Annotated in this window: 19 protein-coding genes; 11 read left to right on the top strand and 8 right to left on the bottom strand. The window is 39.4% G+C overall.

Annotated features, from left to right (window positions below; translation table 11 throughout):
• Nucleotides 1-159: 159 nt before the first annotated feature.
• Both dgt and GQR54_RS10145 read left to right on the top strand, forming a co-directional pair.
• Nucleotides 160-1,626, top strand: a complete 1,467-nt coding sequence (dgt, locus tag GQR54_RS10150) for a dGTPase (RefSeq protein ID WP_166377528.1) — start codon at nucleotides 160-162, stop codon at nucleotides 1,624-1,626.
• Nucleotides 1,627-1,698: 72 nt separating this feature from the next.
• On the top strand, nucleotides 1,699-3,366 hold the full coding sequence (locus GQR54_RS10145; RefSeq protein WP_166377527.1) for a cell surface protein: 1,668 nt from the start codon (nucleotides 1,699-1,701) through the stop codon (nucleotides 3,364-3,366).
• Between the two features lie 293 nt (nucleotides 3,367-3,659).
• Here GQR54_RS10145 and GQR54_RS10140 read toward each other — a convergent pair whose 3' ends face one another.
• The 3 genes from GQR54_RS10140 to GQR54_RS10130 form a co-directional block, all read right to left on the bottom strand.
• A complete protein-coding gene (locus GQR54_RS10140; protein ID WP_166377526.1) occupies nucleotides 3,660-4,538 on the bottom strand; it encodes a bile acid:sodium symporter family protein in 879 nt (292 codons plus the stop codon).
• A 95-nt stretch (nucleotides 4,539-4,633) separates the two neighbouring features.
• The gene (locus tag GQR54_RS10135) at nucleotides 4,634-5,215 is read right to left on the bottom strand and encodes a uracil-DNA glycosylase family protein (RefSeq protein WP_024591552.1); all 582 of its coding nucleotides are present in this window, start codon (nucleotides 5,213-5,215) and stop codon (nucleotides 4,634-4,636) included.
• 150 nt (nucleotides 5,216-5,365) lie between these two features.
• On the bottom strand, nucleotides 5,366-5,722 hold the full coding sequence (locus GQR54_RS10130) for a VOC family protein (protein ID WP_007583589.1): 357 nt from the start codon (nucleotides 5,720-5,722) through the stop codon (nucleotides 5,366-5,368).
• 343 nt (nucleotides 5,723-6,065) lie between these two features.
• On the opposite strand from GQR54_RS10130, the gene GQR54_RS10125 reads away from it, so the two are divergent.
• Genes GQR54_RS10125 through GQR54_RS10115 form a run of 3 tightly spaced genes read left to right on the top strand, consistent with a single transcriptional unit; the run spans nucleotide 6,066 to nucleotide 8,337 of the window.
• Nucleotides 6,066-6,407, top strand: coding sequence for a hypothetical protein (locus GQR54_RS10125; RefSeq protein WP_007583591.1), 342 nt, complete (start codon nucleotides 6,066-6,068; stop codon nucleotides 6,405-6,407).
• Complete coding sequence (locus GQR54_RS10120; protein WP_166377525.1) at nucleotides 6,404-8,005, top strand: PepSY-associated TM helix domain-containing protein; 1,602 nt, start codon at nucleotides 6,404-6,406, stop codon at nucleotides 8,003-8,005. Before GQR54_RS10125 ends, GQR54_RS10120 begins: the two co-directional genes overlap by 4 nt.
• A complete protein-coding gene (locus GQR54_RS10115) occupies nucleotides 8,002-8,337 on the top strand; it encodes a DUF3325 domain-containing protein (protein WP_007583595.1) in 336 nt (111 codons plus the stop codon). The genes GQR54_RS10120 and GQR54_RS10115 overlap by 4 nt, the downstream gene beginning before the upstream one ends.
• 221 nt (nucleotides 8,338-8,558) lie before the next feature.
• Here GQR54_RS10115 and GQR54_RS10110 read toward each other — a convergent pair whose 3' ends face one another.
• Complete coding sequence (locus GQR54_RS10110) at nucleotides 8,559-9,089, bottom strand: lipocalin family protein (RefSeq protein WP_166377524.1); 531 nt, start codon at nucleotides 9,087-9,089, stop codon at nucleotides 8,559-8,561.
• Between the two features lie 130 nt (nucleotides 9,090-9,219).
• On the opposite strand from GQR54_RS10110, the gene GQR54_RS10105 reads away from it, so the two are divergent.
• The 3 genes from GQR54_RS10105 to GQR54_RS10095 all read left to right on the top strand — a co-directional run bounded on the left by GQR54_RS10105 (nucleotide 9,220) and on the right by GQR54_RS10095 (nucleotide 10,851).
• A complete protein-coding gene (locus GQR54_RS10105) occupies nucleotides 9,220-9,675 on the top strand; it encodes a YaiI/YqxD family protein (protein WP_007376692.1) in 456 nt (151 codons plus the stop codon).
• 1 nt (nucleotide 9,676) lies between these two features.
• Nucleotides 9,677-10,240, top strand: coding sequence for a hypothetical protein (locus GQR54_RS10100; protein ID WP_166377523.1), 564 nt, complete (start codon nucleotides 9,677-9,679; stop codon nucleotides 10,238-10,240).
• A gap of 218 nt (nucleotides 10,241-10,458) precedes the next feature.
• Complete coding sequence (locus tag GQR54_RS10095) at nucleotides 10,459-10,851, top strand: ACT domain-containing protein (protein ID WP_166377522.1); 393 nt, start codon at nucleotides 10,459-10,461, stop codon at nucleotides 10,849-10,851.
• Between the two features lie 182 nt (nucleotides 10,852-11,033).
• Here GQR54_RS10095 and GQR54_RS10090 read toward each other — a convergent pair whose 3' ends face one another.
• The 4 genes from GQR54_RS10090 to GQR54_RS10075 form a co-directional block, all read right to left on the bottom strand.
• The gene (locus GQR54_RS10090) at nucleotides 11,034-11,690 is read right to left on the bottom strand and encodes a class I SAM-dependent methyltransferase (protein ID WP_166377521.1); all 657 of its coding nucleotides are present in this window, start codon (nucleotides 11,688-11,690) and stop codon (nucleotides 11,034-11,036) included.
• A 28-nt stretch (nucleotides 11,691-11,718) separates the two neighbouring features.
• The gene (locus GQR54_RS10085; protein ID WP_166377520.1) at nucleotides 11,719-15,369 is read right to left on the bottom strand and encodes an SbcC/MukB-like Walker B domain-containing protein; all 3,651 of its coding nucleotides are present in this window, start codon (nucleotides 15,367-15,369) and stop codon (nucleotides 11,719-11,721) included.
• A complete protein-coding gene (locus tag GQR54_RS10080) occupies nucleotides 15,366-16,613 on the bottom strand; it encodes an exonuclease SbcCD subunit D C-terminal domain-containing protein (RefSeq protein WP_166377519.1) in 1,248 nt (415 codons plus the stop codon). Before GQR54_RS10080 ends, GQR54_RS10085 begins: the two co-directional genes overlap by 4 nt.
• 78 nt (nucleotides 16,614-16,691) lie before the next feature.
• Complete coding sequence (locus GQR54_RS10075) at nucleotides 16,692-16,928, bottom strand: hypothetical protein (RefSeq protein WP_002959190.1); 237 nt, start codon at nucleotides 16,926-16,928, stop codon at nucleotides 16,692-16,694.
• A 579-nt stretch (nucleotides 16,929-17,507) separates the two neighbouring features.
• Between GQR54_RS10075 and GQR54_RS10070 the strand changes: the two genes are divergently transcribed.
• From GQR54_RS10070 to GQR54_RS10060, 3 genes are all read left to right on the top strand, one after another.
• Complete coding sequence (locus GQR54_RS10070) at nucleotides 17,508-19,955, top strand: M1 family metallopeptidase (protein ID WP_166377518.1); 2,448 nt, start codon at nucleotides 17,508-17,510, stop codon at nucleotides 19,953-19,955.
• Complete coding sequence (locus GQR54_RS10065) at nucleotides 19,955-20,449, top strand: DUF6702 family protein (protein WP_024609288.1); 495 nt, start codon at nucleotides 19,955-19,957, stop codon at nucleotides 20,447-20,449. Before GQR54_RS10070 ends, GQR54_RS10065 begins: the two co-directional genes overlap by 1 nt.
• 322 nt (nucleotides 20,450-20,771) lie before the next feature.
• Complete coding sequence (locus GQR54_RS10060) at nucleotides 20,772-21,389, top strand: HAD family hydrolase (RefSeq protein ID WP_007583617.1); 618 nt, start codon at nucleotides 20,772-20,774, stop codon at nucleotides 21,387-21,389.
• The last annotated feature ends 101 nt before the right edge of the window (nucleotides 21,390-21,490 follow it).

Raw genomic sequence — 21,490 nt, 5'->3', positions numbered from 1 at the left:
AAACGGCTTTAACTCCCTGAAAAAGAAATGATTTCAATAGTCCCTTAAGGCTATATGAATATGCGGTTAATATAAAGTAAAAACAACAATAAAACGAACAAGTTTAATTTACACACTTTAGATTAAATTAAGCATTTAAGCGGGTTTAAAAGGACAAAGATGACCATAAATTTTAGTAAAAAAATAACGCCAGCGCGTATGTACCGCACCACAGCAAACTTACAAATGGCGCTAGAAAGCGATCGTGGTCGAATAATAAATAGCGCAGCTATTCGTCGTTTACAGCAAAAAACACAAGTGTTTCCGCTTGAACGCAACGCGGCTGTACGCTCTCGCCTTACCCATTCGCTTGAAGTTCAACAAGTTGGTCGTTTTATAGTGCAACGTATTTTTGCTAATTTAAGCTACGAGCAACAAAAAGATTACGGCTTAACCGAGCTAGAGCGCCCGCTAGAAAGCCTAGTAGAAATGGCCTGCTTAATGCACGACATAGGCAACCCACCGTTTGGGCATTTTGGCGAAGCGGCTATTAACCACTGGTTTAATAACAACCTAGCAAGCGTAACACCCGAGCGCTGTAAAGAGCCAAACACCGGTATAGGTGTTGTTTTTAAACACCTTGCACTTGATATTTGTAACTTTGAAGGCAACGCTCAAGGCATACGTATAATTCATTCTTTGCAAACGCTTAATTTAACCTACAGCCAAAGCGCCGGTATTTTAAAATACACTCGCCCTGCGGGGCTTGATACAAAAGACATACCGCAAAATAAAAACTACTTAATGAAAAAAGTAGGTTACTACTACAGCGAAAAAAACTTTGTTGAAGCGCTACAAAAAGAGCTCACTATTGAGCCTTACTGCCGCCATCCTGCAAGTTACATAATGGAAGCCGCCGACGACATTTCGTATTGCCTAGCCGACATAGAAGACGCCGTAGAAAAAGACATAATAAGCACTGAGTTGCTGTGCGAAAAACTTAAAAGTAGTTACAAAAAAGTATTAATAAATCTGTTAATCGACGACGCTCAACACCAAAATTTTGTAGACAAAGCCGTAGACTACGCACTAGAGCGTGCACAAGCACAACCCTATAATTTTAATAGTGAATTTTTTATATACTTGCGGGTTGCATTGCTACATCCGCTAGTAAATCACGCCGCAAAACGCTTTATCGAAAATATAGAATCTATTTATCATGGCGATTTTAACCAAGCGCTTTTAGAAGATAGAAGCCATCTACATGCAGTAACTAAAACACTAAAGCAGGTAGCGCTTGAGCATGTATTTTCAAACAAAGAAGTCGAAAAATTAGAGCTACAAGGGTATCGCATAATTAATGGTTTGCTCGATTGCTATAAACCATTACTGCTACTAAACAAGGATGACTTTAAGCGTGCACTAAATGGCGATTCACGTTTATTAATAGAGTCGCGACTTGTTAAAAAGCTCTCTAAAAAGCACTTAAATAGTTACCAACACGCAATAGATGCGATGCAAGAAGAGCCCGATCACTTTGCGGCATACGAGTTTTATTATCGTTGTAGATTAATCCAAGATTATATAAGCGGTATGACCGACCAATTTGCTTACGATGAATATCGCAGCCTTATGGTTATTGATTAGTTGTATTACTCTGGATAATTTTTAATTTTGCGCTTAAAATCAAACTATTAATATTTAAGCGCGCATAACTTCATGATATCAAAACTAATTAGATTTACCCTTTGCTTTGCCTTATTTTATAGTGCGCAAAGTGCTGCATACAACGAAGCTATGTGCATTTTAATTAAACAAGAAATGCAGCAAAATAGTAATAAGAAAGCGAGTCAAAAATATCGTAAAGCTGCGCGTGATTACAAAAATAACTGTAATAAGCCAAAAGAAATTCAAGCACAACCTAAGCCCCAAATAATAGAGCCTGAGCCGACTATTATTACTCAGCCACAACCTAAAATTGTTGAACCTGCCCCTGTAATTAAACCTACTGAAGAAGCTGTTAAAGAAAGCATCAACGAGCAAACCCTTAATTTAACTAATGATCAAAAACAACAAATAAACGATCAGCTAAATACCAACAGTAACGAAATAGTAATTGATGCAGAGCCAACAAAAGCAGCACCCGAGCAAGTAGTTACAGAGCAAAAAAACGAAGCTGTGATAGAGCAAGTAAAACCGGCAACGCCAGAGCAAAGCGTTCAACCTGCGTCTGAAAAGCCTGTACCTTTAAAATCAGCACCTGTGTTAACTAAACCAGTGCCTGTAATTGCGCCGCAACCTGTAGCACAAAGCCCAAGCTCGTTACTTTTACCCACTTTAATACTTGTTATAGTGGTACTTATTGGCGCTATGGTAGTCGTGCGCTTGCGCCGTGCAAAACAAAGCAAAGCGATGGCAGAACCGACTATAGCGGCTCCACCTGAAGTTAAATCAGAAAAAATTGCTACGCCAGCTAAACCTGAAATTAAAGCAACAAAGCCTGCACAAACAACAAAAGAGCCAGAGATTGAGCCTGTCGTCATTAACGAAGCAACTCAAAATAATAAAGCAGTTGAGAGCAGCGTAGCGACAAATGAAGAGTCAGTGGAACCTACTAACACAGCGCAAAATACTGATATTGAACATACAACAACGCAGATCTCAGATGAACAAAATAACGTAGTTACTCCATCGCAAACAAGTGAAATTGAGTCTGCACAAATGGAGCCAGCAGATACTTTAGAGCAAACAAGTACCGCTACGTTTAACGAAGTAAAACAAAAACCTGAACCTAATACCGCCGAGTTTGAAGCCGCCGCTAAAACAACCTTAGAGCGCATTAAAAATGCCAGCAGCTTTAATGAGCCAGAGGTACGCGACTTTGACCCAGATGCAAAGCCAGTAAAAAAACAACGTAAGCACTATACAGCGCAAGTAACGGGGCCTGCGCCAATAGAAGCCGAACATAACACTGTAGAGCCGGTTATTACTACTCCTGAGCCAGTAACAGCGAGTGAGCCGGTTATAGATTTACACGCTCCAGAGCAAATATCTGACGCTCAATCGACTACGTATACAACCGAGCAAGACTTTAAAGAACCAGAGGTGCGTACATTTAACCCAGATGCACCATTACCTGGTGAAAAGCCGATGCCTAAAAAAGAAGACGCGATACCTGAGCAAGCACAAACAACACCGCTAGTTGATGAGCCAGTAATTGAGCCTAAAAAAGCAGACAGTAACAATCCATTTGCTAACTTATCGTTAGACTCAAGCTGGGATCCTGACTCGGCTGAAAAGCCCAAAATAGAAGAGAAAAAACGCGCGCCTAAATCGCAAGCATTAATAGATGCAGAAGAACGCGCTAAAAACATGCAAACCAAATAGTAAGTTTTAAAGTAGCGCCTCATATTTGAGGCGCTGTTTTTCACCGTATTACTTATACTCTTATCCCATCCTAAAATGCGCCTTAGTAATTAGAAGCTTCACTCCTCGCGCAAACAAGCTCAGCGCCTAGTGCAATATTCAAGCTTGAGAGTCTTTTGTGAGCCTACAACTTGTTGACGCGATGGGTGCAGAGCATACATTTACCTGGTGGTATTTTTAGACTAGAGTTTACGGCTACGTTATACGTAGCCTTAAATTAAGCTAACTTGGTCAACATGCCCTAATTAAAAGTCCTAGTTAACAGCTCTAGCGGTACGTTTATTTTTAAGCTTTAACCCGCCAATTAATAGCAGTGGCCCTATAAACATAGCAAGTCCATACACGCCACCGGTAACCGCGTATTCTGGTTTATTCAAAAAGCTAATAGCAATTAAAATAGCTAACGATGCATTTTGAATTCCAACCTCAATTGAAAGCGTCAGCGAATCAGTTAAATTTAATTTTGAACACTTAGCTATTAACCAACCAACAACCATTGAACCAATATTAAGTGCTATGCACGCCAAAAATACATCGTTAAATGAGCTAACTAATAAATCGCGCTCTTTTATTACTAGTGCGGCAATCATCATAAGCATAAAAAACAACGAGAAGCGTCTAAAAAACGGCTCTGCTTTAATGGCAAAATCACTTTTAAAGTGACGTAACCAAATGCCTATAGCAACTGGCACTAAGGTAATAAAAAATAGCCCTAATGAAGTAGTTAAAATAGAGAAAGTAGCATCGTCTGCTGGGGCAAACTGACTCATAGCAAAGCCAATAATAAACGGTGTGGTTATTATACTAATTGCGGTAGAGGCAGCGGTTAAACTTACCGAAAGCGCTAAATTAGCTTTAGCAAGCTGGCTTACTACATTTGACATAGTACCGCCTGGGCAGGCAGCTAATATCATTAAACCAATAGCGATAGGCGTTGGTAGGTTAAGTAAATAACACAGCCCTAATGCTAATAAAGGCATTGCTACAAGTTGGCCTATTAAACCCATAACAATGGCAAGCGGGTTTTTAAATAGACGAGTAAAATCGTTTGTTGTGAGCCCAAGACCCATACCAAACATAATAAGTGCAAGAGCGAGCGGAAGTATTACTTCAGTTAATATAGATGCATTCAAATTAGACAGCCTCGTTTGTTATTGTTTTTAATTGGAGTGTTAATTTTTAAGTTAACTGTAACGCCCCTTTACAATAAATCCTAATGCTAGAGGCATTACTTATTTAAAATAGTCGCAATGCGTTTACCCAGTTCTGGAAGTACATCTTGCTCAAACCATGGATTCTTTTTAAGCCATATATTATTACGCGGACTGGGATGTGGAAGCACTAAATAATTTGGCCAATACTCACGCCACGATTTTACTAACTCCGTAAGTGGCATTTTTTTAGTCTCCGGTAAATGATACGCCTGCGCGTATTTACCTAATACTATTGTCAGCTCAATATTTGGTAGTGCAGCCAATAATTGCTCGCGCCATGCTGGGGCACATTCTTTTCTCGGTGGTAAATCACCCGACTTACCCCTACCCGGGTAGCAAAAGCCCATAGGTAAAATTGCTATATTATTAGCATCGTAAAATTCGTCCCTTGTTAGCCCAAGCCATTCTCGTAGGCGGTTTCCGCTTGCATCGTTAAACGGCACGCCTGTTTCGTGAACTTTTATACCCGGTGCTTGGCCCGCGATTAAAATACGTGCGTTTGGGTTAAATTGTATTACAGGTCGAGCCCCTAAAGGTAAATGAGGATCACAGATCACGCATTTACTAACTTGGTCTATTAATTGGTGACTATTCATGTTTATTTGGCCTTAAATGCTTAACTTTTATCCTAAATGGCCATTTAGGATAAATGAGTTGGTAAAAAATCGGTTTATTTTATCTAAAATGGCGATTAGTTAGTAAAATCCTGATCTTTAAGTCTAAATGCCCTACAGCCCTTATTGTACCTAGTGTTCTTTCGCCCATACCGCAAATTCGTTACCACTTGGTTCTGTAAAGTGAAACCGACAACCGCCAGGAAACTCAAAAATAGGTTTTAATATTACTCCGCCAAATGTCTCTACTTTTTTAAAGGTTGCGTGTATGTCGTCGCTATAAAAAATAAGTAATGCTGCCCCATGCTGAGTTAGTGATTTTAATGGAGCCTGAAAAATCCCACCATCTAACCCCTGCCCACTAAACGCCGTGTATTCTGGGCCGTAGTCAGTAAACTGCCAATTAAATACATGACTAAAAAAGGCCTTAGTTGCGGGTAAGTCGCATGCAGGAAACTCTACGTAATTTAGTTTTTCGTGATCGCTCATCGTTATTTCACTCTTTATTTTTACTCAGTTTATTAACCTTAAGCTTTACATGCAGCCTGTGCAATATCATTAAACAATAACAGATCAGTATTTTACTAAGTAACCTGAACTCTGGATAATAAATCTATCTCGAGCAGCTATTTTCAGCGCTAGAGAAAATAAATTTAAATATCACCATAATTCAATACGTATAAAACCTGTTAACTAAGGTTCAGGTTAAGTAAGAAGGATAATTTACTAAAAGTTAGTCGCCGTAAATGAGAATAGCTATCTTTTGTATTTGTAACATATATAATAGCGCCTTTGTTTTATCCTCAGCTTTAAATAAAGGGATTAATTAACTATGCAGGCACCTTTGCACAGTGCGCCATTCGATAAGGTTAACGTAATTGCGCTTATAGTAAAAAGCGTAAGCAGTTATCGAGTTTTGGTATTTTTACGTTTTTTTATTGCCATAATTGGTGGCTATGCCTTTACCTCTGCAAGTACTGCGTTATTAAGTTTTGTATTGCCAATAGCTAAGCAAGACGCTGTACTGTTTAGTGTTTCAATCAGCATTTTAATTTATGCCGTAGTATTTATTTATGCCTTTAGCGTTAAATCATTAAGAAAAGTGTGGATCAGTATTTTACTAAGTACAGGTGCGTTTATCGGATTGCTTGTATTACTAAAGGGTTGGGTATGAAAGATAGCTTTTTTAGATCGATGACTTGGTTACACACTTGGGTAGGGTTACTCGTTTGTTGGTTATTATATTTAATATTTTTTGCAGGGACTCTTAGCTTTTTTAGAGACGAAATAACGTTGTGGAATCAACCAGCCATTCATAATGTGCAAGCCCAAACACAGCGTATAGAAGCGCAAAAACAACAAATAATTACAGGGTTTGATTACTTAGCTAACCATGGAGCTAGCTCACCAAACTGGCGTATTACTCTGTCTGAGCCGCGTACTCCCTATTTAATTTATGGTTATGCAAAGCCAAAAGAACCTGGCCAGCGCCGCAGTCAGTTTCAAAACACACAGCTAAATCCTAATACCATGCAAGAGCTTGAGCCCTTTGTAGATACTAAAGGCGGTAACTTTTTTTATCGTTTGCATTTTGACCTACACTATATGGATGCAATAACAGCACGCTGGATTGTATGTTTTGCTAGCTTGTTTATGCTGATTGCTATTATATCGGGTGTGGTTATTCATAAGCGTATTTTTAAAGATATGTTTAGTTTTAGACGTAATAAAGGTAGCCGTACATGGTTAGATGCCCACAATTTAAGCTCTGTGCTTGCCCTGCCTTTTCATTTAATGATTACTTACACGGGCATGATTACCCTCATATTTATGTTGTTTCCCTATCCTGCTCAAACAATTTACGATAATGGCATGCGTGGCTTTTTTAACGATGTAACCCCTCGCAACACCATAACCGATAAAGCCCAAGGCGAATCGTCAATGGTGCCGATTCAAAGCATTTTGGATCAGGTTTATACTAAGTGGCCTCATGCAGATATTACTCGCGTACAAGTTAACCAACCAAATATGGCTGCTTCAACAATTACCGTATTGGTAAGCGCAGGTAAAGCACTACGTGACCAAGCACCACGCTTAATATTTAGTGGTGCTACAGGGCAAATGGTCGCTAAAACTGATGACGAACTAACTAGCAGCAAAGCGCTTTACGAGTCGCTTAATTCAATGCATACGGGGCGTTTAGCTACGTGGTTGTTGCGCTGGTTATACGTATTAGGCGGTATTGCAGGCTGTGTAATGATTGGCTCTGGCTGTATTATGTGGGCTAAGCGAATTCGCGAGCGAACTAAAAATAACGTTAAACCTTCGTTTGGTTTAAAACTAGTTGAAGGGTTAAACCTAGCCACTATTATGGGACTTCCACTGGCAACGTGTGCATTTTTTATTGCTAACAGACTACTTAGCCCAACTACCGCAGAGCGCGCCGATAAAGAAATACTCGCGTTCTTTTTAACATGGCTAGCAGTTGCTCTTTTAGCACTTATAAAGCGCGACACACTGCAATGGCGAGTTATGGCAGCTATAAATGCTGTTGCATGTTTAAGCGTACCGGTTATTAATGCACTTACAACTAACGGTAATATAGTTAGCTATTTGATGCACAAACAGTGGGCTTTATTTACTTTTGATGCACTGTTTTTGTTATTTAGTATATTATTTTTTATACAAACCGAAAAATTACGTACTGCTAAAAACAACTCAAAAATAATCAGCCCTAGTCAATCTAATAACCTTAAAAGGCAAAAACCATGATTGATTTACTTGGGTTCAGCCTATGCCTGCTCAGTTTTAACTGTTTTGCGCTGGCTAAGTATAATCATTTTAAAGATGTATTTAAAAAACGCCCTACAGAATCCCAACGTAAAAAGCTGCTATTAGCAGCTTGGATCAGTATTTTACTAAGCTTGGTGCTTTGTATAGTTACTCAAGGTGGATATGGAACATTACTATTTTGCGGTTTTATGAGCCTAAGTGTCTTAATTATAATGGTTTTTTATAATTTTTTAGTAGGCTACGTAAAGTGGTTTAGTGTTTTAAATAGCGTGTTAGTTGTACTAAGTGGGTTGTTTTTAGCGTTAAACTAGCCTTAGTTAGTAAAAACGTGATCCGTTATTTTCCCATATATTAGGAAAAAAAATGGCAAGCTATATAGCTTGCCAACAATAGGGGATATTCAGTGTTTCTAATACTTGCTGTCTCACGGCAAGTACACACAATATAACCATAATATATTTAAGTTACTTTACAGTTAAATTACTCTTTTATTACTACTTTAAAAACGTATATAACTAACTGTAAACCCCCTTTACATAGTCTCTTGGTTTACCCAAATTATTTTATCGGTAGCAAAGCCCAACTCTTTAGCTTTAGTTAAAAAGTGTTCTTTAAGCTCTTTGCTAACCGTTGGTGTACGCGATAAAAACCACAAGTAATCTTTGTTGTAACTGGTTATAAATGCATATTGATAATCGGGTTGGTCAAGTTCAAAAATCACGTAAGCGCCATAAAATGGACCAAAAAACGAGACTTTAAAATGTCCGGTGTCGGTGCCCTCAACAAACTTGGCCAAGCCTTCGGCGTCATCCCATTTTTTATCATCCGTTAAATACCCTTTGTTAAGGACCTTTACTGTGCCGTCGTCGTTAATTGAATAAGTAGCGGTAACTTGCTCCATACCTTCTTCGAATGAGTGATTGAGCCGCGCTATTTCAAACCATTTGCCTTTATATTTTTGTATATCAAAGTTTTTAACGGGTGTTATTCCCTCAGGAGGGCTGGTGCAAGCACTAAGAAAAAATAGCCCTGTAATAAGTAAACCGTATTTAATAGCCTTCATGTAAGCTCCTTTTTAAATTACATAAATAGTACGTATTATCTAAATATAGATGGATATAAAGTTTGCTAGCCGATTAAAAAATTTTGCTATAGGATCATATTAATTCTAAAGCAATAAAAATGACCATAGCATGAAAATTTGGGTAGATGCAGACGCGTGTCCTGTTGTTATAAAAGAAATACTTTTTAGAGCTGCAGAGCGTATGAAAATCGAGACTATTTTAGTGGCTAATCACGCAATGCGTATTCCGCCGTCAAAATACATAAGCCGCGTTCAAGTATCGTCGGGGTTTGATGTAGCCGACGACGAAATAGTAAAACGTATTGAAAAAGGCGATTTAGTTATTACTGGCGATATTCCGCTAGCAAGTGAAGTAATTGATAACGGCGGGCAAGCACTCAACCCGCGTGGCGAGCTTTATACCACCGAGAATATCCGCTCAATACTTAACGTGCGCGACTTTATGGATACCATGCGCTCAAGTGGCGTAGAAATGAGTGGTGGGCCACCGCCACTTAGCCAAACCGATCGCCAAAACTTTGCAAATAACCTCGACCGTATTTTAGCGCAAAACAAGGCTAACTAACTTGAATACCCAATTAGTTGGCTTAGGTGATACGCAATTTAGCGTGGCGGTATACGTAGCAAAAGCGCCGCCAATGCCGTTTTTTGAAACACTCGAATGCCTAGAACCGGTTATAAATGAGCAAATAAATACCATAAACCAGCACTGTGGTAATGGTTGGCGTAAGGTGTTTAACGTGTACGCAAAAGTGCTATTTGCCCTGCCAAGTGAGCATTATTCATTTGCTAAACAAGCCCCTACTTGGCAACAATATCGCGATGAGTATTTACTGCAAAAAAATAGTAAAACCGCCCTGCTATTTAGCGCGCCCAACATTACTATTACGTGTGCAAATAAAGCTACTAGCAATAAAAACCAGCTACATATAATTGCTGGGCGTACGCATGCTAAAAACTTATTACAACAAGGTGAGTTACATGCACAATTTGATTGGCTCGACGACGAGTTTGCAATAGACACTAGTAACAACATAATTGTGTGCCCATATTTTGATTACAGGCAGCTAAGTAATATAAAAATAGCGAGATTAAGCGAACTAGTCGCGCAGCTAAAAATGACTAAATAACCTGAACTCTGGATAATAAATCTATCTCAAGCAGCTATTTTCAGCGCTAACTGCGTTGAATTTACTTGCAATAGGCCAGCTATTGACGCGTAAATTCGCCTTGCTTTCACTGAAAATCTCTGGCTAGAGAAAATAAATTTAAATATCAAAATAATTTAATATGTTAGTAAATATCTTAACCAGAGTTCAGGTTAAATAACACATTGTAGGGAACGACCATGGCCGGAATTTTAGAGTTAAACGAATTATTAAAATCAATGCAGCCAGCGCTTAAGCAAGGCGAGTATATTTTTTGTTGCTTAGCAGGCTCACTTGCCGATTATGTTCATTTAGAGCCACTTGCCACTTATGTTGAAGAGGAAGGGCTAACCCTTATTTTAAAAGCTGAAACCGCCGATAAAGCAGGTATTACTTACGAGGGTAAATATAATTTAATTACTCTTAATGTACATTCAAGCTTAGAGTCCGTTGGGCTAACTGCTGCAGTATCTGCAAAGCTCACTGAGCATAATATAAGTGCTAATGTGGTAGCTGCGTTTTATCACGACCATATTTTTGTACAAACAGATAAAGCACAAGCTGCAATGAAAGCGCTTGGAGAGATTGGTTAGGATTGCTGGCACAGCAATGATCTGAGTGATGTGGATATTAGAGCGTCGGGTGGCGCTTCGCTTAACCGACCTACGTATAAAATAAAAGCGTGGTGTAGAGAGGTTTATATATAAACACCGAGTTTGTTCACTCGGTGTTTTTATTGGTGCTAAATAGCGGGTGCTTGTTTAGCTTGTAAAACTTAAACTACATATCCGCTAAAACCTAGAGCTTTAAAATACAGCTTCGGAATGCCAAATTTGCACTCATTTAGCAGTTCGCTAAAGCGCATTCTATCAAGCGGGTAAAACTCATTTTCTAAGTCGTGCCCTGTTTGTGTTTTACCTGTTTCGGTTAAACCCAATTGCGCGCACGTTGTAAGCTGGGCTTCGCGCTCAAATGAAGTTTCAGGGCGCATTAAATCTGCAATATAAAGGTTTGCGTCTTTTTTAAGGCTTCCTTTAATCGCTTTTAATAACTCTTTTTTATCGCCGTTATCTTGTACAAAATGCATTACCAATAAACATAAAACGGCATCGGCTTTAACCGATAATTTATCAACTGGGCCATTATGAATATTAACGCGGCTTACTATGCCTTGCTCATCAAATTGCTGCTTCGCGATAGCAAGCATATCGGCTGATGTATCTTGCGCGGTAAATTGCCATGTAGGGTTTAGTGCAGCCAGTGCAAGCACTTCTTTGCCTGTGCCTGCCCCTACTACTAAAATATGCGCATTATCGCTTAGCGTTGTTTTTAGCTGCGCGTTAGTGAGCTGATGTAATAATTCATAACCAGGAACTAAACGGGTTATACGGCTATCGTATTGTGTTGCTTGCTCGCCTGTAAACGTTGGCATTGTATCTCCTTGTTTTCAGTAATGTTACTTATAAAACTTCAACTGTGGAATATCCACCTGGCTTTTTGGCTACATGCACTTGAGTGGCTACACGCTCGCTCATTTGTGTTACGTGCGATATAACGCCTACTTTTCTGCCTTGTGCTTGCAAAGAATCCAAAGCGTCCATTGCAATGCTTAGGGTTTCGCTGTCTAACGTACCAAACCCTTCGTCAATAAACAAAGAATTGATTTGTACTTTGTTTGACGAAAGCGATGCTAAACCAAGTGCAAGCGCGAGCGATACTAAAAATGACTCACCGCCCGAGAGTGTATTAACAGAGCGTTGCTCGTCGGCCATGTCGCGGTCGATAATCGCAATGTCGAGCGTTTGCGCTATGGCGGTTAATTCGTAGCGTTTGTTGAGTGTTTTTAAATGGCTGTTGGCATAGTGCAGTAATATTTTTAACGTTTGTGTTTGCGCTAAGTTACGCATGGTTTTACCCGTTGCATCACCCAATACTTTATTAAGCAAGTGCCATTGTTCAACCTGCGTTTTAAGCGTAGTTAACTCAGCTTGTTTGCCTTCAAGCGCTTTCGCATTTTGGTTATGTTGCTCAATAGCGGTATTAGTTGCTAGTAATGAATTTTGCAGCTGCGTTTGTTGCTCGTTTAAGCTGCTTAGTTGCGTACTTAAAGCCTCTGCACTTTGCGTTGGTTTATCGCTACTGTTGTGTTTTTCAAGCGTAAGTTGCTGCTGTTTTAATGCGGCGTTTGCATCTGTTACCGCTTGAGTTAACTGCTCGTGCTGAGTTAAATGCGCTTTAATAGTCTCGCTACTAAGCGTTAGTAAAATTTTGACCTGTTCGTGCGTTGCATTGCTGTATTGCGCTTTAAAGTCAGTAAACCACTGGTTATAACGTGCCTCAAGCGTTGCTAGCTCTTGGCTGTTTTCAAGTAAGCGTTGCTCTACATTTTTAAGCGTTATAGCGTGCTCATCTCGTTGTTTTATCGCGTCGTCATATGCTTTTTGACTAGCTTGAACCTGCGATTGCATTTGCTCTTGCGCACTTGTAAGTTTTGCTTGGTAGTCGTCTGCACTTATTTGCTCGTTATTAAATAAAGCTAAGCGCTCACTTTGCGTAGCGTTTAATAGCGCTTTAGCTTTTACAAACTCTTCATTAAGTACTTTTAACGATTGCTCGTTGTTACTTAAAAGCGGGGTAAGCTGCTTTATTTGTTCATTAGCCGTGTCTTGACGTTTTTGGCTTTGCTCAAGCTGCGTTTGAGTTTGCTGGTACTGCGTAACCTGCTCGTTCAGCTCGCTAAGTTCAAGCGTATTGGCTTGTAGTTGCTGCCAAAAATCACTGTTTTCAAATTGATTATTGAGCGTTGTACCAAGCTCGTTAATTTGCGCACTTAGTTCGCTATGCTTACTCGTTAACTGGTTTTGCTGATGTGTAAACTCAAGGTGTTTATTACTAAGTTGCTGCTGTACTTGCTGCTCTGCTTTAAGTGCTGCTAGTAGCTCATTTACTTTAGTTTGCAGTGTACGCTGGCGTTTTTGCTGCTCAAAGTATTGCGCTTTTTGCTCCGTTAACTGCTTATAAGTTACTTCAAGCTGATCAGGCGTTAAGTCGTTAAGCTCTGTGCGTGCGCCTTGCATGGTATTTTTAATGTCGAGCTGTTTAGCTTTTGCTGTTTGTATTATTTGCTCAAGTTGTCCGTGTTCAGCAGTTAATACGGCATGTTGAGTTTGGTGCTTATGCAGCTCGCTTTGTGCATGGTCAAATTGCTTTTTAGCTATATTAAAAGCATTTTCAAAATCAGTAATTAAGTTATTTAATTGCTGATTTTGATTTACCGCATACGGGTGCTCCGTTGCGCCGCACACTAAACAAGGCTCATTAGGGCGAAGCTCTGTGCGTAAATGTTCTACGTTTTCGCTAGCTCTTAAACGCGCTTGGTTAAGTGCGTACTCGCTGCCTTTAAGCGCTTGCTCGCTGGTTATTAAATGCTGATTAAGTAAAGCATGGGCTTGCTGGCTTTCATTTAACTGCTGATTAAGTACTTGTTGGCGTTGAGTGCTTTGTTTTAGTTCTGCGTTAAATTGCCCGTAACGCTCGCGCTGCTCTTTTAAGTAATCAATACTTTTTAACTGCGCGTCGCAGTGCTCTGCATTAAACTCATTAAGCTGAGTATTTAATGCCTGTAAAGTTGATTGCTCACCACTAAGTGCCACCTCGCACTGCTGCACTTTATTACTTTGCGCATTTAAAAGATCGCTCTGACTTGCAAGCTCCCTATTAAGAGTTTGGCTTTGTGCAAGGTTTGCGGTTAATTGCTGCTGTGCATTTAAGTAAGTATTAAAGCTTTGCTGATAGTAGTTCCAGTCTTTTGCTAAAACATGCAGCTGTGCATGCTCATTAAGCCATTGCTGGCTTTTAGTTGATTCGGTATTAGCGAGTTCAAGCTCGCTATTGCTTTGTTTAAGCTGCTGTGTGAACTCATCAAACTGAGATTGCTCTTTGGTTATTTGCGACTCAGTACCTTTTACAGCTTGAGTTTGCAAGGCAATATTGCTGTCGAGCTCTCGCGCTTTAGCTATAACGGGCGCTGCATTTTGTTTTTGCTCATTGGCGTTATTAAGCAGCTTGGTATGCTTAGTAAGCGCGGTATTACGCTCGTTAATTACCGCTAAATGATCAACACTTTTAAGCGATGTTATTTGCTGATCCAAAGCCGTATTTTGATCGGTTAACAAATTAAAACGGCTGCGGTTATCTTTTATTTCAAGCGCCTGCTTGGCTTGTTTTGCCTGCTCGCTTTGTGAGGTAATACTTTCAAGCGCTGAGCTTGCTTGTTGCTGGGTTTGCTGTGCTTGCAGTAAGTTTTGCTCAAGTACTGTAGCTTGCTGATACCAGTTAAGTGCTTTTTCGGTTTTGGATAGCTCTTTTTTAGTGTGTTCGGTTTGCGCTTTTAAATCGGTTAACTTGGTTTGTTGTAGCTCAAGTTCTTCTGGTGCTAGCAAAGTATAGCTTTGAAGGCCTGCTTTAAGCGCTTCAAGCTTTGCTACTTGCTCTTTATGACGTTCAAAAATACGCACGCCAATACGGCTAAATTTATCGGTACCTGTTAAGCACTCTAAAAGTTGCGCTCGCTCATCGCCAGTGGCTTTTAAAAACGCAGCAAACTCATGTTGTGCTAAAAGTACGGCACGGGAGAACTGCTCAAAGTTAAGCCCTATTTTACTCTCGACTTCTTTTATTGTGTGGCTTTTGTCAGCTATAAGGGTTTCGTCTGGCAGGGTTACTAAAGTGTGCTCTGCTACTTTAAGTTTGCCTGTTACTTTTTTATGGGTTCGTGCAATTGTATAGCGCGCACGATAAAGCTGTTTATCTTGTCCTAAAAAGTCGACCTCGGCGTAGCCTTCCCATGTACCTCTGCGTAGCAAGTTTCGTGCATCATTAAGCTTAATGCTGTCGCCGTTAAACTCAATTAAGTTACCTTTATCACCGCGCAGCCTCGCTGTTTTTGTATAAAGGGCTAAACAAATGGCATCTAAAAAAGTACTTTTACCAGCGCCAGTATCGCCTGTGATGGCAAATAGACCTGCGTCTTTTAATGGGGCTTTAGTAAAATCTATTTCAGCGTCAACTATTGAGGCTAAATTATGAATACGAACAGCGGTTATTTTCATAGTTGTTCTTGCTCCGTTAGCTCGTTTATCACGTCACTTAAAAGTGCTTTTAGCTCATCGGGTACGCTTTGCCCTGCCATGTCTTTATCGTTTGCGAACGCTTGTTCTAATAGGTTTAGTGGGTTGAGCATTTCAACTTCGCTTAAATCTTCAAATACGGTGTTGTCGTCATTTTGCGCTGATTGCTCACGTACACGTTCAATACCACAAAATTTAATATGCTTGCCTTCAAGTGCTTGTTCTATTTGTTCTCTGAAGGTGGTGTCGGTATCACTTGATTTAAGCTTTACACGTAAATAAGGCGCTATTGTATTTTGTGCAGTGTCGAGCGCTTTAATTTGCTCGCATAGTTCGCTTAATGGTACACACTCCCCTTTTGGTAAAATAATTACATCGGCAGAGCGCGGAATGTAAAGGGGGTTTACAGTTGTACTAATATGTTGTTTTTCATCAGTAATAAACTCAACAACATTTACTTGGTGCGTGTAGTTACGTTCTGAAAACGACATAGGGATAGGTGTGCCGCTGTAGCGAATAACATCACTTTTAGCGACTTGTTGCGCTTTGTGTAAATGCCCAAGGGCAACGTAGTTGGCTTGTTTACCAAATACATTGGCTGAAATAGACTCTTCACCACCTATTACTAAGTTACGCTCAGAATCACTTGAGATATCCCCGCCTTTTGCGTGTAAATGCCCCATAACTATTAATGGTGAGTTTTGCTCATTCTCATTAAGAGCTTGCTTTAGTGCAAGCTCGTAAGCTTTTGAAACGCCTTGAGCATAACTAGGGCCGCTTTCGGTTTGGCTAAGTAAACTTACATCACTTGCGCGTAAAAATGGCATAGCGACGATTACAGCGCGTTTACCATTGGTATTTATGGTAATAACAGTTTCGTCGGGTGTTGCGACATCAAAGCGCCCTACTACGTGAGTATCAAACTGTGCAAGTAATGGCTGAGCTGCCAAAATACGATTTGCAGAGTCGTGGTTACCCGCAATAATCACTACGTGTAATAATGGGCATGCTTTTTTGGCGTCTTTAATAAATTGATAAAGCTGATTTTCGGCGCTAGCACTTGGAGTCGCTGTATGATAAATGTCGCCAGCAACTAAAAGTAAGTCTATTTTTTGTTCAACAAGAGTGGCTAATAACCATGTAAAAAAAGCTTGATGTTCAACACGGCGATCGTGTTCGTAAAATTGTTGGCCAAGGTGCCAATCTGAGGTGTGGAGGACTTTCATGTCGCGCTCTTAATAAAACCGTAAGAGCGCCAATATACCCAAGGCTGTTAAAGATGCAAGCCTAAGGCATGCATTACGTTAGGTTAAACTGTACCAAGCTGAAAAAACAACCGGTAATGCTAAAAGTGCCATTAATAATGGAATTTTTAACGTTTTAGTTTGTTTTGCGTGTAGCGCCTTTAATGCATTAGTTTCGTTGCACGCTGCTACTTTATCGATATAAAAATAACCCGAATCGAGATACTGCTTACAGTTATTCTCACTTGCTGGAATCGCAATTAGTTCTTGTTGTTTTTTTAGGATGTAAAAATCCATAAGCCCACCGCATTTCTTGCTAGTAATCGATATTAATTTGAGGATAAATGTGACGAATTTATTTGCCTCAAATAAAAAGGTTGGCGATTTTAAATATAAACAGCACTAAAGATCAACCTAAAATTACACTATTTGTCATTTATCGTACAAATAGCGAATATTAATGAAGTTCGGCAATATTTGAGCCAATTATTTACTCGTTTCACTGTGTTTTTGTTCAGTAGAAAGGGCTTTTAGGCCATTTTACTTGTTGCGAATTAGTAATACTTATACGTAGGATTAATGGTTTACCTGGTAATGCCAAAGCAATACTTTTTTAGCAATATATATAAAATGAATGATATTTTTTTAAGTTCTGGAACTTTGTATTTAACCGATCAAAACCATTATTAAAACCCAATTTTGTAAACCCCCTTTACAGTTTTTATCTATTCGTATTTTGTTACAAAATAATTGTATTTTTCAATCTAAAAAACTAAGTGAACATCACCCTAAAAATACGGTACTTGGTCGCTAATTTATTGAAGCTAACTGGTATATTTGTCAAAGTACGCTCACAAAATTATATTAGGACTAAAAATGAAAAAAATAGGTCTTACGCTAAGTGCTTTTGTATTGCCGTTCGCAATATCTAGTGCAGCTATGGCGTCTTCGGTTGAGCAAACAAAAGGTTCTTTTGTTGATAAATTTCGTCAATTAGACGAAGCACTTCCTACACCCAATGTATATCGTAGTGCCGCTGGCGAACCAGGTGAAAAATACTGGCAGCAACGTGTAAATTACAATATTGATGTGAAGCTAGATGAAAAAAAGCACCGCATTACCGGTAGCCAAAGCATTGAATATAAAAATAACTCACCACATACGCTTAAATATTTATGGTTACAGTTAGATCAAAATATTTTTAAAAGTGACTCTATTGCCGAAACAACTAAAACATTTAAAAGCACTTTAGAAAGCCTACCAGCTCAAAAGCCCGCTAAATTAAGTTTAGGCGAATTACGTCGTCAGCAATTTATGAGCGACAACGAACTGGGTTATACAATCAGTGGCGTAAAAGATGAAGATGGTAAAGAGCTACGCGTAACTGTAGTTGATACCTTAATGCGCATCGATTTAAACGAGCCGTTAAAACCAGGTAAAGAAGTCGAATTTAGCATGAACTTTGCCTTCAACATTGTTGAAGAAGATGCAGTGGGTGCACGTTCTGGTTACGAGCACTTTGAAGAAGACGGCAACGACATATTCTTAATTGCTCAGTGGTTTCCTCGTTTAGCGGCTTATACCGATTACGAAGCATGGACAAACAAGCCGTTTTTAGGCTCTGGTGAGTTTACGCTTGAGTTTGGTGATTACGATGTTGAGATTACTGTTCCGGCAGATCACATTGTATCGGCAACAGGTAAACTTGATAACGCGAGCAAAGTACTTACAAGTACTCAGCGCAAACGTTTAAAGCAAGCCGAAACATCTAAGCGTCCTGTGTTTATTGTTAACGCAGAAGAAGCGCTAGAAAACGAAAAAGAAGGCACCGACAAAACTAAAACGTGGCACTTTAAAGCGCAAAACGTACGTGACTTTGCTTGGGCGTCGTCTCGTAAGTTTATGTGGGATGCAAAGGGTTATCAGCAAGGTGGTGACGTTCAGCCTTTAGTTATGGCAATGTCGTTCTTCCCTAAAGAAGGTGGTGACTTATGGGAGAAGTACTCAACTGAAGCGGTAGTACACACAATGGAAGTGTACTCTAAGTATTCTTTTGACTACCCATACCCAACTGCGCAATCGGTAAATGGCCCTGTTGGCGGTATGGAATACCCAATGATTACCTTTAACGGCCCACGTACTAAGTTACAAGATGATGGTACACGTACTTATTCTCAAGCTGAAAAGCGCTTTTTACTTGGCGTAGTTATTCATGAAGTGGGTCATATTTACTTTCCAATGATTGTTAACTCAGATGAGCGCCAATGGACGTGGATGGATGAAGGCTTAAATAGCTTTTTAGATGGCGTTGCTGGTCGTGAATGGGATCCTACTATTCCTTGGGGTGTTGAGCCTCGCGATATAGTGAGCTACATGAAGTCTGAAAACCAAGTACCTGTTATGACTCAGTCAGACAGTGTATTACGCTTAGGCCCTAATGCTTATACTAAACCTGCAGCAGCCCTTAATATTTTACGTGAAGTAATTTTAGGCCGTGACTTATTCGACTTTGCATTTAAAGAGTATGCTCAGCGCTGGAAATACAAGCGCCCTACTCCAGCTGATTTTTTCCGTACAATGGAAGAAGCCTCTGGTGTTGATTTAGATTGGTTTTGGCGTGGCTGGTTTTACACCACAGACCATGTAGATATCTCTTTAGATAAAGTATATCAACTACGTTTAGACACTAAAAACCCTGATATTGATTACAGCCGTTTACGTGATATTGAAGCAGACAAACCTACTTCATTATTTGTTGAGCGTAACCGCGCACAAGGTAAAAAAACATGGGTTGAGAAAAACTCTGATGTTACCGATTTTTATGACGAAAACGACCGTTTTACTGTAACCAATAAAGAACGTAATTCGTACAATAAGTTTTTAAAAGGCTTAGAGCCGTGGGAGCGTAAAACGCTTGAGCGTGCTTTAGAAGAAGATAAAAACTATTACGTTATGGAATTTTCAAACCTTGGTGGTTTGGTAATGCCTATTTTATTAGAGCTAACATATGAAGATGGCACTAAAGAAGAGCGCTATATTCCTGCTGAAATTTGGCGTCGTAATTATAAAAACGTTCAAAAGCTGATTGTTACCGATAAAAACAAACCGCTTGTATCAGTTACTGTTGACCCAGGCTGGGAAACAGCTGACGTAGATGTTGAAAACAATAACTACCCTCGTCGTATTATTCCTTCACGTATTGAAGTGTTTAAAAAGGAAAAGAGTAAAGCTAAAGTAAGTCGCGATATCATGCAAGATATTAAAACTGAGCTTAAAACTGATGAGAAGAAAGACGAAAAGGATGACGGTGAGGAGCAGCAATAATGCGCTTTTTGCTTATTATTGTTTGCCTTTTAGTTGCTGCGCCAAGTATGGCGCATCAACTAAAGTCGTCAGTTACAACCGTGCTTTTTAATAAACGAACGCATAATGTTGAATTAATGCATCGCTTTTATTTACATGATACCGAACACGCCGTAGGAACATTGTTTAAAGGCAAAATTGATATTATTAGTAATAAAGCCGACCAACAACGTTTTGCTAAGTATGTTGAATCGCATGTTGCTCTACAAACGTTAAGTGGCGAACCTTTACCACTTAGCTTTGTTGGGGCACAAGTTGATGGTAAGTTTTTTTGGGTTTACCAAGAAGCACCAATTCCTGAAAATATTGAAGGAATTAAAATGAGTAATGGCGCACTTCGTGATTTATGGCCATCTCAGGTAAATATGGTAAACGTTGAGGGCAAAGGTAAGATTAAAACTTTAAACTTTGCTCAAGATGATACTTGGCTCGAAGCCCGCTTTGAGCAAAATTAATATTTAAAACTTCCCCAACCGACGCGCACAGCAGTTGTTTATGTGCGCGTTTTCTTCATACGTTTAAACTGCGTTCATGTTTGATCTGTTATTTGTAAATTTACGTAAAATTTGTGAGTTCAATTTGTATATTTACTTTTTTTTGCGCATGATATATCAAGCACTTAAATTACTTTGTTATCAATAGATTGATAATGGTGCGTATTAATATTTAAATATAGTTAGTTTCATTTATCCCTTTGTATTTACCGGCCTAGGGCATAAGCAGTAGAGAATTTTATGTTTAAATTTCATTTAGTAATAACTAAATTCAGGGAATGATATGACTACTCAGGTTGAGGCAATTTTTGGAGTGATTTTTGATTTAGATGGAACATTGGTTTCATCAGAATTAGATTTTGCATTAATAAAGGCCCAAATAGGTTGCCCTTGCGAGCAGGACTTACTTGATTACATTGCTCAGTTGCCCTCACCGTATATGCGTGAAGAGGCAATGAATATAGTTCACCAACACGAATTAATAGATGCACAACATGCCAGTATATTACCTGGTGTGAGTGAAGCTATTCATGCTTTAAAGTCTAAAAATATTCCGATGGCGATTGTTACTCGCAATTTTGATAAAGCAGCGGCAATTAAATTACAAAATAATCCACTCCCTATCAGCACAGTTTTAACGCGAAGCGATGCCCCAGCAAAGCCAGATCCCAGCGCTTTAAATGCCATTGCAACACTTTGGAACATTAACGCAAGAAATTTACTTTATGTAGGCGATTACCTTTACGACATTCAAGCTGCGCACAATGCAAATATGCGCGCGTGTTTATACGCTCCAGAGTCAACGCCTGCTTATGCCGATCAGGCAGATTACGTTTTACATGACTTTGTTGAATTAGTGACATTAGTTGAGAGTTATTCTGAAAAAATAGAGTTATGTTAAATAGGGTGCTATTAAATTTATTTAAGAATAAGTGCTATGTTATTTAAATTACAAAATAACGTTTGTTCCTAGCCCAATACGTTTTGAATTGGTAAAATACC

Source organism: Pseudoalteromonas sp. Z9A4 (genome assembly GCF_011378845.1).
Lineage (GTDB): Bacteria > Pseudomonadota > Gammaproteobacteria > Enterobacterales > Alteromonadaceae > Pseudoalteromonas > Pseudoalteromonas arctica.
The sequence above is the reverse complement of the archived record's forward strand: the minus strand, read 5'-3'. Positions and strand labels throughout refer to the sequence as shown.